Origin of the sequence: Pseudoalteromonas sp. T1lg75 (assembly GCF_002964705.1) — a bacterium.
GTDB lineage: Bacteria > Pseudomonadota > Gammaproteobacteria > Enterobacterales > Alteromonadaceae > Pseudoalteromonas.
The window spans coordinates 1-15,308 of the sequence record NZ_PQCD01000062.1; the positions used below are offsets into that span (position 1 = coordinate 1).

Consider the following 15,308-nt stretch of genomic DNA (forward strand, 5'->3'; position numbering starts at 1 on the left):
AATCTGCTGTTAGAACTCAACCTGTACGAGTGCCCACACAGATGATTGCTTCATATTTTTAAAGAACAGGTCCGGTTACCCGGTTTCGAGTTGCTTTCGCGTCTCGAGGGCTGTGCATTCTACTCAACCCTGATTTGTTGTCAACACTTAATTTTGAGAAAGTTTAAAGTTTCTTAAAACTCAGTTTTACTTGACTCAACCTTCACCTCGTTCAGCGCTATTCGTTGCTGTCCGCCGTGTCGGTGGATGCGCATTATAGGGAGAAACGATTTCGACGCAACCCCTTTTTTGAAGAAAATTGCGAAAAATAGCCTTTTGCGTATCAATTGATTAATAAGCACCCAAAACCGGATGTTAAGTAGCCAAATTCTGGCCTTGTTATGATTCTTCCGTGGCAGGACTACTAAGTATTGAACAACTGCGGTAAAGATCAAGGTAGGAATCTAAAAATAATAACGGCGAGTCTAAGCTCGCCGTAGTCATATCTATACCTATATATGTAGGTACTCAAAAATAGCCCTAGTAAAGAATGCTATATAGTTTTCTGCGCGACGCCGCCGCCAAGGCATCCCCCTCTGGTAGGCTGGCGATAATATCAAGGTAGAACTTCTTCGCATCGGCAAAGTTAAGATCTTTCTTTAGCACTAAAAATAAAGTTTCGAGCGCTTCTGCTTTACGGCCGGCATCATTAAAAGCCACCGCCAGTTTCACCTTAAGCTCTAAATTATCGCCTTGCTGCTCAATTTCCTGCTGCAATGTGCGGATCTCAGGAGAGTCTTGTGCCTGCTCTGCTTGCTCTAGTTTTGCTTTGATATTGTTGTAGTAGGCATCCTGCTCCGCCAGCGCTATGGTATCAAGTAAAGCTTTTGCATCCTCTAACTTATGTATTTGAATACAGATATCGGTCAATACCAGTTTGATTCGGGCATTCTGAGGATCTATTTCATAGGCTTGCTTGGCATATTTAAAGGCATCATTCAGGTTATCTGCCGCCAACGCCGCTTTGGCCTGCTGTAATAAGGCATCTTCCGGCTGTGGCAGATGCTTTTGCAATGCCTCTTTTATTTGTTGCTCGCTTTGCGCGCCCGGCAACATGTCTACCGGGGCCCCACCTTTTAATAGCACTAGGGTCGGTAATGCCTGCAGACCAATCTGCTGTGCCAACTGGCTGGCCAAGGCTTGCTGAACGTCACAATCCAGGGTCGCGACGATAAGATGCTGCTGATATTGCTGCGCTAAGCCGTCTAAGATACGTGCCTGCTCTTGGCATTCGGGGCTCTGCGCCGAGTAGAAGCTCAAGGCAACGATATTATCTTCGGAAGTTTGTCCTAAAACCTGCTGAATATTTTCCGCAGTAAGTTGAATTTGATTCGTCATGGTTAAGTTGCCATCTATTTAGAATTAGGCTTTGATATGGAGTCAAAGATCACATTTACAAGTGTAAGGAATATTATGGGTTTTCTGCAAAATATGACAATAGCCAGCACGGCTTTATTACTCACCTCGGCATTACCCGCCAGCGCCGCAATTGAGGTTAGCGAGCGCCTACCCGAGCTGGAGAAGCTCTATTTAGACTTACACCAATCCCCGGAGCTATCCTTACAAGAACAAAAAACCGGTGAAAAAATAGCGAGTCAATTAAAGCGCCTTGGCTTTGAGGTCACCTCTGAGGTGGGTGGGTATGGCGTGGTTGGACTGCTGAAAAATGGTGATGGCCCTACTATTATGATCCGCACCGACACCGACGGTTTACCCATTACCGAACAAACCGGTGTTTCCTATGCTTCTAAGGTGAAGGTACTAAATGAAGACGGCACTCAGGTCGGCGTGATGCACGGCTGTGGTCACGATATTCACATGACCAGCTTTATTGGCACCGCCGAGCACCTGGTCGCCCACAAAGACCAATGGCAAGGCACCCTAATGATGGTGGCTCAACCCGCTGAGGAGGTCGGTGCCGGCGCCAAAGCCATGTTAAACGAAGGACTCTTTAGCCAATTTGCCAAGCCGGATCATATTTTAGCCCTGCATGTCAGTGCCAGCGTCCCCGCGGGTAAAGTTGCATTAAAGCCCGAATACACCATGGCCAGCGTCGACTCCGTTGATATTCATGTCAAAGGCAAAGGCGGCCACGGTGCTTACCCGCATACCACTATCGACCCTGTGGTGCTCGCTTCTCGTATCGTGCTGGCCTTACAAACGATCACCAGCCGCGAGCTCTCTCCTCTTGAGCCTTCGGTAGTCACCGTAGGTTCAATTCACGGTGGTAGTAAACACAATGTTATTTCCAACGAGGTCAAACTCCAGCTGACATTACGCAGCTATAACCCAGCGGTACGTGAACAACAGATTGCCGCTATCAAGCGAATTACCGCGGGTATTGCCGCCAGTGCCGGGCTTGAAGAATCACTTTACCCTGAAGTGGTGGTTCATGAGGCCGAGTCTATTCCCTCGACCTACAATAACCCAGATCAAACCGCTCGCGTCACCCAGGCCATTAAAGCGGCCATTGGCGCCGATAATGTTGAGTTGACCGAGCCGGTCATGGCCGGTGAAGACTTTGGTTTATATGGCCGTACCGAAGACAAGTTGCCTATTACCCTATTCTGGCTAGGTGGTGTAAACCCGGATACTTACGACGAGGCAATGAAAAACAATACGCAGTTGCCATCATTACATTCGAGTAAGTTTGCTCCGGATTACCAAAAGGCGATTCCAACGGGGGTCAATGCCATGAGTAATGCGGCATTGGCCTTGTTTAATGGAAATTAAGCCGGAGCTTTACTGCTTTTCGGGCGTGAGCTTTTTCTTCTCGCGCCCTTAAATTTCCTTTTCACCTGACTCTTGATATGTGAAAACTGACGACTGTCGCAGGTTTTTGCCTCTGCTATTAACGATTCTAACTGCCCAACAAGTGGTTGCATAAAGTCATCATATTTAAGCTGTTTCTCTGCAATTTGCGCCAAGGCCATTTCCCAATGGGCGGTCATGTCCGGTGTTGATAGGGTGTCAGGCAAGGCATTGATCAGGGCGATGCCCGCTTCGGTGGCAACAATGGACTTGCCAGTGCGAGCTAAAAATCCCCGGGTAAATAATAACTCGATAATACTCGCGCGCGTCGCTTCTGTGCCCAGGCCATCGGTTTCTCGCAGCACCTTACGGATATCAGGGTCTTTCACATAGCGGGAAATGGCAGTCATCGCCGCAAGCAGTGAGGCATCGGTAAAATGCGCCGGTGGTGTGGTGTTCTTATCTAGCCGGCGCGCATCCTCGCACAGTACCTGCTGACCCACGCTTAAAGGCGGTAAGCTAGGCGCTTCTTTTTCTTCTTTATTGGGCAATAACACCTTAAAGCCGAGTGCTATTTCTTCTTTGGCCTTGGTGCTGAACTTGCCGCCGGCTATCTCTGCTTCCACATCGGTTTGATGGTAACGGTAGGCGGGCATAAATTGCATCACGTACTGGCGACAGATCAGCTCGTACACGCGGCGCTCCGTCTCTGTGAGCTGCGCCGACGTCTTTTTATTGGTCGGCACTATGGCATGGTGGGCGGCAACCTTGGCATCGTTAAAGCAACGTGCTTTTCTTAACGGATCCGCGGTAGCAAGCTGCTCTTTGGAAAACACGCCGTTGGCAATCACACTTTCGATGATTTTAGGCGCTTGCTGGAAATGATCCTTAGGCAGATACCTATTATCCGAGCGTGGATAAGTGATCAAGGTATGCTTTTCATAAAGACTTTGGCAAGTATCAAGTACCGCTTTGGCTGGTAACCCGAAGCGCTTGGCGGCATCGATTTGCAATGCCGACAGGTTATAAGGCAAGGGCGCCTGCTCTTGTTTTTCTGCCCTTTTTACCTGAGTGATCACACCTTGCTGACCCTTGATACGAGAGATAACGTTGTCGGCCAGGGCTTGAACTAACACCCGACCTTGCTCATCCTGATAAGGCCGACAGGCTTCGCTGGGCTGCCACTTTAATGCAAACCCCTGTTGCTCTTGGGTGCGCATCAGAGCCTCAACCTCATAGAAAGGCTTGCTGACAAACTCCTTGATTTCCTTATCCCGCGCTACAACCAAGCCAAGGATCGGCGTTTGCACCCGGCCGACGGAGAGCACGCCCTTATAGCCGCCTTTTTGACCCGCCAGGGTATAGGCACGGGTGAGGTTCATGCCAAACAGCCAATCGGCACGCGAGCGCGCCAAGGCCGAGACGCTGAGTGGAATAAATTCCGCGTTGGCACGTAATTGCCCCAGCGCTTTTTTCACCGCCGGTAAGTTTAAGTCGCTGATCAGTAATCGCTGGATGCTTTGCTTTTGGGCCGCGCTCAATTTAGCCTGGGAAATCACTTCATCGACCAACAGCTGCCCTTCCCTGTCGGGGTCGCCGGCATGCACAATCACAGATGCTTGTTTGATCAGCTTTTTGACCAAGGTAAGTTGCTTGCGGGTTTTAGTCTTGGCTTTGAGTTGCCATTGCTGTGGCACTATGGGCAGGTGCTGTATTTGCCACTTTTTATAGGCCTCATCATAATCATCAGGCTCTGCTTGCTCTAACAAATGGCCGATGCACCAGGTAACACAATCGCCGTTGCCCAGCTCTATATAACCGTCTTTTTTGTTATGTGGTTTAGGCAAGGCGGCGGCGATGGCACGCCCCAGGGAAGGTTTTTCAGCGATATAAAGCTTCATAGCAAAACAACTGTTCATCCATACAGTAAGAAACAGTGTAGTGCAAAACCCTAGCTGAAGAAAGCTTAATTGGCGGCGGTGGGCTTAGCGCGAGCTTTTAACCAATAAACAATGGGTAAATAGCAAAGCACTATGGTGGCGATATTGATGATGGGGATAATCGTTTTGAACAGGTAAGCACTGTTGTAACTTAAATCCCATAGGTGTCGGTCGGCTAAGCGCCACATTTGCAAAAAAGGCACCGCAACAACAATCAGCTGGCCCATGATGCTTTGCCACAGGTGGACCTTACCGCGTACGCCCCAATATGCAATGATGGCCATCCAGGTGATGTCATTACCTGCCCAAATAACATAGCGCCAGAACTTTTGCGTATCCCAGGAGAATATCCATTCGTGGATCAGCGCGCCGTATAAGAAAAAGCCGGCGGTCAGCAGCGCAAAGCGGATGCCTTTGGCATCTTTAATAATGGCAAGAACAATGATCGCCGGCACTATCAGTGCCGCCGAACTGTTATTGAGAAGCAGAAGAAAGTCTTCGAACCAATCTGGCATAGGTAGGCCTTAGGTAAACCTTAGGTACACCGTAGGTACGCCTTTGTTAGCCCTGAGGCTGCTTATGTTCTTGATCCTGACCCTGATCGTCTTCGTGGTCGGTTTTGTCATCAGAGCCACCGCCATTACCCGGCATATAAGCAAACTTGTTTAAAATAGCCATTCCTTCTCCTATTGTTTGTTTCTAATTCGTAAACTAGGCATAAAATAACGAATTTTTTCAACAAGTGCCAATACTTACTGTACTACTTCTATCGGCTCCGACTCTTTCGCCTTACCCTGCATAATGGATATTTCTACGCGACGGTTACGCTTACGGTCTTCGTCGGTTTCATTGGGCACCAAAGGCCGGGTATCGGCATGACCGACCACCACCATGCGGTTTTTATCGAAACCCTCTACCTTTTGCATCTCACTGGCAACGGCTACCGCTCGCTTGGCACTGAGATCCCAGTTATTGGTATAAAGCTCATTGGCGACCTGAAAATCATCGGTGTGACCGGAAACGGTGATCTCCCCGGGCACATCTTTGAGCAAGCGGGCAATGTCATGCACTATGGGCTTAAACTGCGGCTGCAAAAACGCGCTGCCTGATGGGAAAGAGCCATTTTCACGAATACGAATGATGATCTGTTGACCAAGGGATTCCAGCTCGATGGCACCATCGATAATTTGTTGCTCCAGCTGCTGGGCTATTTTCTTCACCAGCTCGTTGACCCTTTCTTGATCCGCCGTGGCAATCGCCTGCTGTTGTTCTTGTTGCTGTTCGGTGCTCGAAGATTCACCGCCACGCTGATCGCCACGTTGCTCCTGGCGACCACCGGCCGAGTCTTCATCACCGGCCTGGAACTCCAGCATTTGCTGGGTCATTTCCGTGGTTTGCTGCTGAATGGTTTCAATGGGGGTAGGTTCCGGTCGCCCGGGCTTAAACTCCATGGCGATCACACTGGTGCCCTTGGGGATATCTTTCACTTCCAGCTTATTTTGCACCCCGAAGGCAAACTTCATCGACCCAGCGATCTGCTTAAACTTCAGTACATCCATTTCCGAAAACGCCAGCAGCAGCACGAAGAAACACATCAACAGCGACATCAGATCGGCAAAGGTCCCCATCCACTGGGGTAACCCGGGAGGAGGACACTTACAAGGTTGCTCGTCGGACATACTCATTCCTCGCTCATGCCTCGGTATCTAACTGACGCTTAGACTCGGCAAGGTAATTCTTTAAAATGCCCTCGATCACCTTGGGGTTTTGACCGTCTTGAATTCCCAAAATCGCATCGAGGATCAGGCGCTGATTAAGCTCTTCTTCGTCTTTACGCAACTCCAGCTTAGACTGGATGGGAATGGCGATCACGTTCGCTAAAAAGGCACCATACAGGGTCGTTAACAAGGCCACCGCCATGGCCGGGCCGATGGCCTTGGGGTCATCCATATTAGATAGCATGGCCACCAGGCCGATAAGGGTGCCTATCATGCCCATGGCGGGGGCGATATCGCCGAGCGCTTTAAATAAACCGGCGCCCTGCTGATGACGCGCCGAGGTCAGCATAATGTCTTTTTGTAAGGTGGCACGTACCACATCGGCATCATGACCATCGACCAGCATGTCTATGCCCTTACGCATAAATTTGTTGCTGATATCCGCTTCTTCCAGCGCCAAGAAGCCGCCTTTACGGGCCGAATCCGCCAGCTCTACGGCTTTTTCAATCAGCTCATCCGGCGACTCTATTTTAAACATAAAGGCCTTGCCGGCCACCTTACCAATGGCAAAGAACTGCCCCATGGTGTAATTAGCAAGAACAATAAACAGCGAGCCACCAAAAACGATCAGTACCGACGGGGTGTTGTAAAACATACTTACATCGCCACCGAGTACCATAGACATGACTACAAAGCCTATCGCCCCGAGAATACCAATAATGGTTGCTAAATCCACACGTCCTCCACCCACAGTTACTGCATTGTGCACCTCTTTGAGCTCGGCTCGGGTGCTCAATACCAATTTTATTAATGTCTTGCCCAATCTAGCGAGCCAAACACAAGACTAGCTAGGTTAAAAATTATTCATACAGAGCGACTGTATGTCATAATTTTCGCCTTGTTATCCCGAGTGTTTATCTGTCGCTATAACTGCTCACTTCATCAATGCAATTGGTATAAAAATTTGCCGCTATTATAAATACTCTTAGGCTATCGGCAACTGACGCAATTACTTAACCCTTTTATTTAAAATTCTGCGCATCAGGGCGGGCGAAAATCATCACCGCCTTTGACCTGGTCACGGAATGCCCCTAAAATTGGCGCTCTTAGTAATTCAGTAACGAGAGCGCAGGCAATGGCCCAAAAAAAACCAGAAAACCTCACCTTTGAGGACGCAATCAACGAACTGAGCCAAATTGTCACTGAGATGGAACAAGGCGATATGCCCCTGGAACATTCTTTAAAGCAGTTTGAACGTGGTATCAGCCTGGCCAATGCCTCGGCGCAAAAACTGGATCATGCACAGCAAAAGGTGAGCATGCTGATGAGTAATGATCTCGATGCCGAATTAACGCCTATGGACACTCAAGAGTAATAGTCACTGTGGAATTAAAACAAGCCTTAGCACAAGCGCAACAAGACGTAATTCATACCCTAGAAAACTATTTCCACAGCCAGCAAGACGCTCAACCTCGGATCCTCTCTGCCAGCCAATACAGCGTACAAAATGGCGGTAAACGACTGCGCCCATTTTTGGTTTATTGCGTCGGCACCATGCTCGGTGCCAATAAGGACGATCTCGATAAGGCCGCCGCGGCCATCGAGTGTATTCACAGCTATTCCCTTGTTCATGATGACCTGCCAGCCATGGACGACGATGAATTACGTCGCGGTCGGCCCACTTGCCACATAGCTTATGATGAAGCCCATGCTATTTTGGCCGGCGACGCGCTGCAAAGCATCGCCTTTGAATTGCTAAGCGCTAACGACTTTAAAATAGACGCCAGTGCGCAAATCCGCCTGGTACAAAGCTTAAGCCGCGCCGCCGGCTTACTCGGCATGGTGGGTGGCCAAGCCTTAGATATCGCCGCAACAGGCAAAAGCATCAGCCTAAGCGAACTTGAGCAGATACATAATGCTAAAACCGGAGCGCTGTTGAGCTGCGCTATCGAGCTTGGTTATTTGTGCGCCCCCAAAGGCGACAGCAACACCGAAGCAGCACTTCAACAATACGGCAAGGCTATCGGCCTGGCGTTCCAGGTGCAAGACGACATTCTGGATATTGAAGGCGATACCCAGACCCTGGGCAAACCACAAGGCTCGGATGTGGCCGCCAACAAAGCAACCTACCCGGCCTTGCTTGGCTTAGAGGGCGCTAAAGCCAAACTACAGCAACTCTATGACGAGGCCATTGCCGCCCTCGACAGCCTGCCCTATGACACCAAGATGCTGGCGCAACTGGCGCAATACATCATCGCCCGAGATCATTAAAAATTACTACAGATGGCCGTGCCCGTTTTGATATACTCGTGCCATCGCAGTGAAGGATAATAAAACGCATGAATTTGGATAGTAGCAAGTATCCCCTTTTAAATCAGGTTGATAAGCCTGCACAACTGCGCGACCTAGCACAAGATAAGCTCGGCGCGTTTAGCTATGAATTGCGGGATTACCTACTGAACTCCGTATCACAAAGCAGTGGTCACTTTGCCTCGGGTTTAGGCACGGTTGAGCTGACTGTGGCGTTGCATTATGTCTATAACACGCCGTTCGACCGCTTGATTTGGGATGTTGGTCATCAGGCCTACCCGCATAAATTGATCACCGGTCGTCGCGAGCAAATGCACACCATCCGCCAAAAAGATGGCCTGCACCCCTTCCCATACCGAGGTGAAAGCGAGTACGACACTTTTAGTGTGGGTCACTCAAGTACCTCTATTTCTGCGGCACTGGGCATGTCCATTGCCGCGCAAAAAGAAGGGAAAGGACGTAAAACCGTGGCCGTGATCGGCGATGGCGCCATTACCGCTGGCATGGCCTTCGAAGCCATGAACCACGCCGGTGATGTAAAATCGGATATGCTGGTTATCCTCAATGACAATGAGATGTCTATCTCGGAAAACGTCGGCGCCTTGAATAATCAATTTGCCCGTATTCTTTCCGGTAGCTTCTACACCAATATTCGTGAAGGCGGCAAAAAGCTGCTCTCCGGCCTGCCGCCGGTCAAAGAGCTGGCCAGCCGCATGGAAGAGCACCTCAAAGGCATGGTGATCCCTGGCACCTTCTTCGAGGAGCTGGGCTTTAATTACATCGGCCCCATCGACGGCCATGATGTGAATATGCTGGTCGACACCTTGCGCAACATGCGCAACCTCAAGGGTCCGCAGTTACTGCACGTAAAAACGCAAAAAGGTAAGGGTTATAAACCTGCCGAAGCCGATCCCATCGGTTATCACGCGGTGCCCAAGTTCGACCCCAGCGAAAGCAAATTACCCAAATCTAAGCCTGGCGCACCGACCTTTTCCAAGGTCTTTGGCGACTGGTTATGCGACATGGCCGCCGAAGACAGCAGCCTGATGGCCATCACCCCAGCGATGCGTGAAGGCTCGGGCATGGTGCGCTTCTCGAAGGAATACCCTGAGCAGTATTTTGATGTTGCCATTGCCGAGCAGCATGCGGTAACCCTGGCCGCCGGTTTTGCCTGCGAACAATTAAATCCCGTGGTGGCGATTTACTCGTCTTTCTTACAGCGCGCCTATGATCAGCTGATCCATGACGTGGCACTGCAAGAGTTACCGGTCTTATTTGCCATCGACCGCGCCGGTGTGGTTGGCGCCGACGGTGAAACTCACCAGGGCACCTATGATTTAAGCTTCCTGCGCTGTATTCCCAATATGGTGATCATGGCTCCGGCCAACGCCAACGAATGCCGTAATATGCTTTATACCGGCCATAAACTCGATAAGCCCGCAGCGGTGCGCTACCCCCGTGGCAGTGCCGGCGAGGGTGAACTCGATGCGCAAATGCAGCAGCTGGAAATAGGTAAAGGCCGTGTTCTGCGTCAAGGCAAAGGCGTGGCCATACTGTCATTCGGTACCCTATTGGAATATGCCGAGCCGGCCGCGGAAGCCCTGGATGCCACCTTGGTAGACATGCGCTTTGTTAAGCCGCTGGATACGGCGCTGATCAATGAACTCGCGGCGACCCATGAGCACCTGGTGACGTTGGAAGACAACGTCATTGCCGGTGGTGCAGGCTCCGCGGTGAGTGAGTATCTGGCGCAAAGCAAGCAGCTTAAGCCGGTGCTGCACTTAGGCTTGCCGGACGTCTTTATCAAGCATGGAACGCAACAGGAAATGCATGCCGAGCTTGGTCTGGATAGCGCCGGGATCGAGCGACAAATTAAGGATTGGATGGCTTAATACCAAAACTGAAAAGCAAAAAGGAGCGATATCGCTCCTTTTTTTGTGCTTGTTATCTGCTGGTTAGCGCATCCAAATCTTAATATCCGCCAGGGAGGAGCTTTGCAGCGTCGCTATCTGCTCATCCAGATTCTCGCTTTGCTCGAACTCGAAGGCATCGAGCTGATCATCAAACTCAATATGCGCACAGCCATCGCCACCGCGCTTTTTCACCTGATGTAAGGCGATATCCGCCAGATTTACCGAGGTTTCCCAGCCGATCACCTGACCGCCCAGTAAAGGCATAGGGTAGCATGACCAGCCCAGGGAGGCGCTTAGATTAATCTTTTTACCATTGGGCAGTAAGAAGCCCTTTTTGGCAATGGACTTACAGAGGTTACGGGCAAACAGGTTAACCTGATCGAGCTCAAAATCGCGCAGCAGCAATAGGAACTCATCGCCACTCCAGCGCGCCACATAGTCCGACCCTTGAGTACAGGAGTTAAGCAAGGTGGCCATTTGCTGCAAGCAACTATCACCGCTTAGCGGTCCGTAGGCATCGTTGATCCGCGAGAAGTTATCGATATTGACGATAACCAGCACCAAGGCGCGGCCCTGCTTTTGCAAAGATTCTGCGTTGCGCTGATAGTGCTCAATATCCTTGGGCAGCTGATCGAATAAGAAGCGACGGCTGCGCAACCCGGTCAGCTCGTCCGAATGACTCACCAGCTTTAACTGAGAGTTAACCTGGTTGAGCTTGTCGTTGGCTTCACGCAGCTCTATGGTGCGCTCTTCCACCAAACTCTCCAGTGCCGCCTGCTTACGGCGTTCCTGCGCCCTGAAGACCCACAGCAACAGATAGAGGATAAAGAAGAAGCAAGAAACGATCAGCAAGCGGAAATACAAGGTTTCATCAAAGCGGCGCGGCACGGTAAATGCGTACTCGGCGCTGCTGGCGTCTTGCCAATTGCCGCTGGTGCGCTTGGCCTCAAGCTTAAAGACAAAGGGACCAGGAGGTAAGTTGGTGTAAATGGCCTCACGACGATTGTTGGCATAACGCCAATCATTGTCCAAGCCTTGTAACTGATAACGAAACTCCACTTCCGCCGGCGCATAAAAGTCGATGGCGGTATAGTTAATGGTGAGGTCACGCTCATCGGTATCAAGCACCGGATTCTTACCCAAGGCGCCTGTGTACAGGGTGCGTCGCGGGGTGGCTATGCTTTCCACTTGGGGAGCCAGGGCATCCCGGCCAAACAACTGCACGCTCTTCGGAATTTCCACCACCCCTTGCAGGCTGGGATACCAAATCGAACTGCCGTTATCGGCAACCGCATCATGCCCCAAACCGGCACAGCACTGGCTGGCCTTACCGTCTAGTTGACGGTCATAGGAAGAGATCACCTGCTCCACCTGCAAGTTACCAATCTCATCGGAGAATTGGCCCACCGGCATGCGATACACGCCCTTCATGGTGCTGACCCAGACCCTTTCCAAGTCTTTGTCGTAGTGCAAACTAAAGATGGAGCCGTAAGGTAAGCCGTTGGAGACATCCAGCTGATGCCAACGCCCCTTGGTACTGCGATAGAATAAGCCGTCATTGAGAGAGCCAACAAGCGTGCCCACCCCATCGATTTCCAAAATACTGGTGACATAGGCGCTTTCAAGGGCGGTATTATCACCGGCGCGCTCAATGCCTTTATCGGAGAAGATGTAGCCGCCCTGACTGGTACCAATCAAGCCATAGGTGCCTTTGTCCACGACAAAGGTAATAAATTTACTGTCCAGTACCGCGTTATAGTTGAACGGCGTCAATCCGTTGTAGCCCAGGCGATACATGCCGCGACCGGTACCAAACCAAAGCCCACCGGCACTGGCCTCACTGATAGCGAACACAGGGTTAAGGCGCAGCTCACGGGCATCTATGTTGAAGAGTTCTTCGTTTTCAAAATACAGCACGCCACGGTCGGTGGCGATGTAAAGGCGATCGCCGACAAAGTGCAGGTCGTGCACGGCACTGCGTCTAAGCTTGGCCCGAGGAATACGGTTAATGAAATTATTATCCTGATCGAAATAACCCACCCCGGAGCGATTGGCAACCCAAAGCTGCCCCTTAGGAGAGAGGGTTAAGGCCATCACGGCTTCGGTCATACTGGAAAGGGCATTATGACGCTCTACCCGCCCGGCATGCGCCAACCACAGACCTTCGCTAAAACTGGCAAGCCAGATATTGTTTTGGTCATCACGGTAAATATCCGAGAACCAGATACTCTGATCCAGCGCCGCCGGTTCCACCCACTGCCACTCTTTAGAGTTATCGCGATACAAAAGACGACCATAGGTGGATATCCACAGCGCCCCATCGGAGTCACTCATAAACTTATAAACGGCGGCGTTACTGGCGTTTGGTAAAGCAAAGGGACGCAGTTCATCATCAATATCGAGGAAATAGGCGCCCAGCTCGGAAGCCAGATACAGGGTGCCCTCAAGCCAGGCCATATCGTGAATAATGGTTTGCGCCAGGCGCTCAGGCAGGGTCACCCGGGCGGTGATTTTTAAGCGCAGCCTGGATGACGACGACGACATGTTGGTAAGACGCAACAGGTAGTTTTCACTGACCAGCCACACCCCTTGCGGTGCCAGTGCCATCTTACTCACCGAGATCTGGTTGATGGCGGTTAAACGGCTTTGCATGCGGCCGCTGCGGCGGCGCTGCTCTTCGTCAAGGTGAAAGGCAATTTGGTTGCGCTCGATATAAAACAGCTCATTGGCGGCGACCCAGATATTGCCCTTGTCGTCTTGCAAGATGTCGCGCACCGGACCGGCGATACCAAACTGAAAGTAGTTCATGGAGTCGGGATCCAGTACCGAGACCCCTTTTTTGGTGCCGATCCACAGCAAGCCTTCTTTATCTATCAGCAGCTTATTAATGGCATTGCTGTTTAAGAAGTTGCTGTTTTGCTCATTGAAATTGGTGAAATGTTCGCCATCGAAGCGACTGAGGCCGAATTGGGTACCGACCCAGATATACCCCTGGTTGTCCTGGGTCACGCTCTTTAAGGATTGCGACGGCAAGCCATTACGGGTATTCCATTGTTTGACTACATAATCGGTAATCGATGCCGACGCCGTTGACGTGATCAGCGTCGCCGCCAGCAGCAAAAGTGACTGTAAAAACCGCAGCAATGTCACACCCATGTTCAAAACTTATAGTCCAGGCAAATAACCTACTTTAATTAACGCCTGTAGGCAAATGAGAGAGCAGATCCCGGCCAAAATATCGTCGGCCATGATCCCCAGTCCACCATGTAGGCGCTTATCTAGCATACGAATAGGTCCGGGTTTGGCAATATCGAAGAAGCGGAATAACAAGAAGCCCACCACCAGGGTTTGCCAATTCAGCGCCGCACCTATCATGGTGATATAAAAACCGGCGACCTCATCCCAGACAATGGCCGGGTGATCGTGTACACCCAAATCATCGGCGGTTTTGCCACAGGCCCAGATACCGAATACAGAAATCACCACCGCAAAGACCAATTGCAGCCACAGCGGAAAGTTCATGGTCATAAAGATAAACGGCAAGGCGGCAAAGGTGCCCACTGTGCCCGGCGCCTTTGGACTCAAGCCCAGACCAAAACCAAGGCCAAAAAACTGGTGGCCACGGCGCAAATTATAGCTGTTGCTGGTCATGCTTAACATGCATCATCCTCGGCAAAATGTTCAAATCCCATGGCGCTGATGTCAAGCTTCCGCTCGCCATCCAAGACTTCAATCTTGCCTTCACCACGACGGATCTGGCCGATGCACACTGCATCGATACCGTATTGATTAAGCTTATTGTCGAGCATGGCCTTGTGGTTTTCCGGCACGGTATAAAGAAGCTCATAGTCATCGCCGTACGCCAGCATATAGGGCCATTTGGCCTCGCCCTCAATACTTTGGCGGAACGCCTCGGTCGTCGGGATTTTATCTGCGTGTATGGTGGCACTGACCTGTGACATCTCGAGGATGTGTTTTAAATCCGCCAGCAAACCATCGGAGATATCGATGGCGGCACTGGCATAACCGCGCAGTACCTGCCCCGCGGCGACGCGCGGCGTTGGGTATTCAAGCTTATGAGTTAATTTTTTTAGCCACTCCGGGTCTATGTCGAGGTGCTGCTTACGCGCTTCCACCGCCAAACCGGCATCCCCTAGCGGGCCGGTCACATAGATCCAGTCTCCGGGCTTGGCACCGCTGCGGGTAATGGCCTTGCCTTCGGGTACTGTGCCCTTGGCACACACGGTAATGGTCAACGGCCCTTGCGTGGTATCACCGCCAATGATCTGGACATTGAAATACTCAGCGATTTCATGCATGCCCGCGGTAAACTCTTCCAGCCACTGCATATCGGCATGAGGCAAGGTCAAGGCCACCGACACCCAGGCCGGTTCGGCGCCCATGGCGGCCAGATCGCTTAGGTTCACGGCGATGGCGCGATGCCCCAAGGCCCGTGGTGACATATCCTCAAAGAAATGCACGCCACTGACCATGGTGTCTGTGGTCACCGCTAACTGGCTGTTTTGCGGAACGCTTACTATGGCGCAATCATCCCCTATACCCAAGTTAACGTCGCGGCGAGTGATGCCACGGCCTTTGAAGTAGCGATTAATCAATTCAAATTCTTGCATACACAA

Annotated in this window: 12 protein-coding genes; 4 read left to right on the forward strand and 8 right to left on the reverse strand. The window is 51.1% G+C overall.

Annotation, left to right across the window (positions count from 1 at the left end; translation table 11 throughout):
* Positions 1–519 precede the first annotated feature (519 nt).
* A complete protein-coding gene (locus tag C2M36_RS15180) occupies positions 520–1,377 on the reverse strand; it encodes a tetratricopeptide repeat protein (protein ID WP_105255626.1) in 858 nt (285 codons plus the stop codon).
* Positions 1,378–1,470: 93 nt separating this feature from the next.
* Between C2M36_RS15180 and C2M36_RS15185 the strand changes: the two genes are divergently transcribed.
* Complete coding sequence (locus tag C2M36_RS15185) at positions 1,471–2,772, forward strand: M20 metallopeptidase family protein (protein ID WP_105255873.1); 1,302 nt, start codon at positions 1,471–1,473, stop codon at positions 2,770–2,772.
* On the opposite strand, the gene C2M36_RS15190 is transcribed toward C2M36_RS15185, so the two are convergent.
* From C2M36_RS15190 to pomA, 4 genes are all read right to left on the reverse strand, one after another.
* Positions 2,769–4,691: a DNA topoisomerase III gene (locus C2M36_RS15190; protein ID WP_105255874.1), complete on the reverse strand. Its 1,923-nt coding sequence runs from the start codon at positions 4,689–4,691 to the stop codon at positions 2,769–2,771. The two genes, C2M36_RS15185 and C2M36_RS15190, sit on opposite strands and share 4 nt — an antisense overlap.
* Positions 4,692–4,756: 65 nt before the next feature.
* The gene (locus C2M36_RS15195) at positions 4,757–5,245 is read right to left on the reverse strand and encodes a hypothetical protein (protein WP_105188111.1); all 489 of its coding nucleotides are present in this window, start codon (positions 5,243–5,245) and stop codon (positions 4,757–4,759) included.
* A gap of 237 nt (positions 5,246–5,482) precedes the next feature.
* Positions 5,483–6,409 (reverse strand): flagellar motor protein MotB, encoded by a 927-nt coding sequence (locus tag C2M36_RS15200; protein WP_105188112.1) that lies wholly within the window; start codon positions 6,407–6,409, stop codon positions 5,483–5,485.
* A gap of 13 nt (positions 6,410–6,422) precedes the next feature.
* The gene (gene pomA, locus C2M36_RS15205) at positions 6,423–7,184 is read right to left on the reverse strand and encodes a flagellar motor protein PomA (RefSeq protein WP_105188113.1); all 762 of its coding nucleotides are present in this window, start codon (positions 7,182–7,184) and stop codon (positions 6,423–6,425) included.
* A 399-nt stretch (positions 7,185–7,583) separates the two neighbouring features.
* On the opposite strand from pomA, the gene C2M36_RS15210 reads away from it, so the two are divergent.
* The 3 genes from C2M36_RS15210 (at position 7,584) to dxs (ending at position 10,650) form a co-directional block, all read left to right on the forward strand.
* Positions 7,584–7,823 (forward strand): exodeoxyribonuclease VII small subunit, encoded by a 240-nt coding sequence (locus tag C2M36_RS15210; RefSeq protein ID WP_105188114.1) that lies wholly within the window; start codon positions 7,584–7,586, stop codon positions 7,821–7,823.
* Between the two features lie 8 nt (positions 7,824–7,831).
* Positions 7,832–8,719 (forward strand): (2E,6E)-farnesyl diphosphate synthase, encoded by an 888-nt coding sequence (gene ispA / locus C2M36_RS15215; protein WP_105255627.1) that lies wholly within the window; start codon positions 7,832–7,834, stop codon positions 8,717–8,719.
* Between the two features lie 68 nt (positions 8,720–8,787).
* On the forward strand, positions 8,788–10,650 hold the full coding sequence (dxs, locus tag C2M36_RS15220) for a 1-deoxy-D-xylulose-5-phosphate synthase (RefSeq protein WP_105255628.1): 1,863 nt from the start codon (positions 8,788–8,790) through the stop codon (positions 10,648–10,650).
* Positions 10,651–10,713: 63 nt separating this feature from the next.
* Here the strand turns inward: dxs and C2M36_RS15225 are convergent, their stop codons facing one another.
* The 3 genes from C2M36_RS15225 to thiL are packed head-to-tail and all read right to left on the reverse strand — an operon-like array spanning position 10,714 to position 15,302.
* The gene (locus C2M36_RS15225; protein ID WP_105255629.1) at positions 10,714–13,827 is read right to left on the reverse strand and encodes a diguanylate cyclase domain-containing protein; all 3,114 of its coding nucleotides are present in this window, start codon (positions 13,825–13,827) and stop codon (positions 10,714–10,716) included.
* Between the two features lie 9 nt (positions 13,828–13,836).
* A complete protein-coding gene (locus C2M36_RS15230; protein WP_105255875.1) occupies positions 13,837–14,322 on the reverse strand; it encodes a phosphatidylglycerophosphatase A family protein in 486 nt (161 codons plus the stop codon).
* A gap of 2 nt (positions 14,323–14,324) precedes the next feature.
* A complete protein-coding gene (gene thiL, locus C2M36_RS15235; RefSeq protein WP_105255630.1) occupies positions 14,325–15,302 on the reverse strand; it encodes a thiamine-phosphate kinase in 978 nt (325 codons plus the stop codon).
* Positions 15,303–15,308 lie beyond the last annotated feature (6 nt).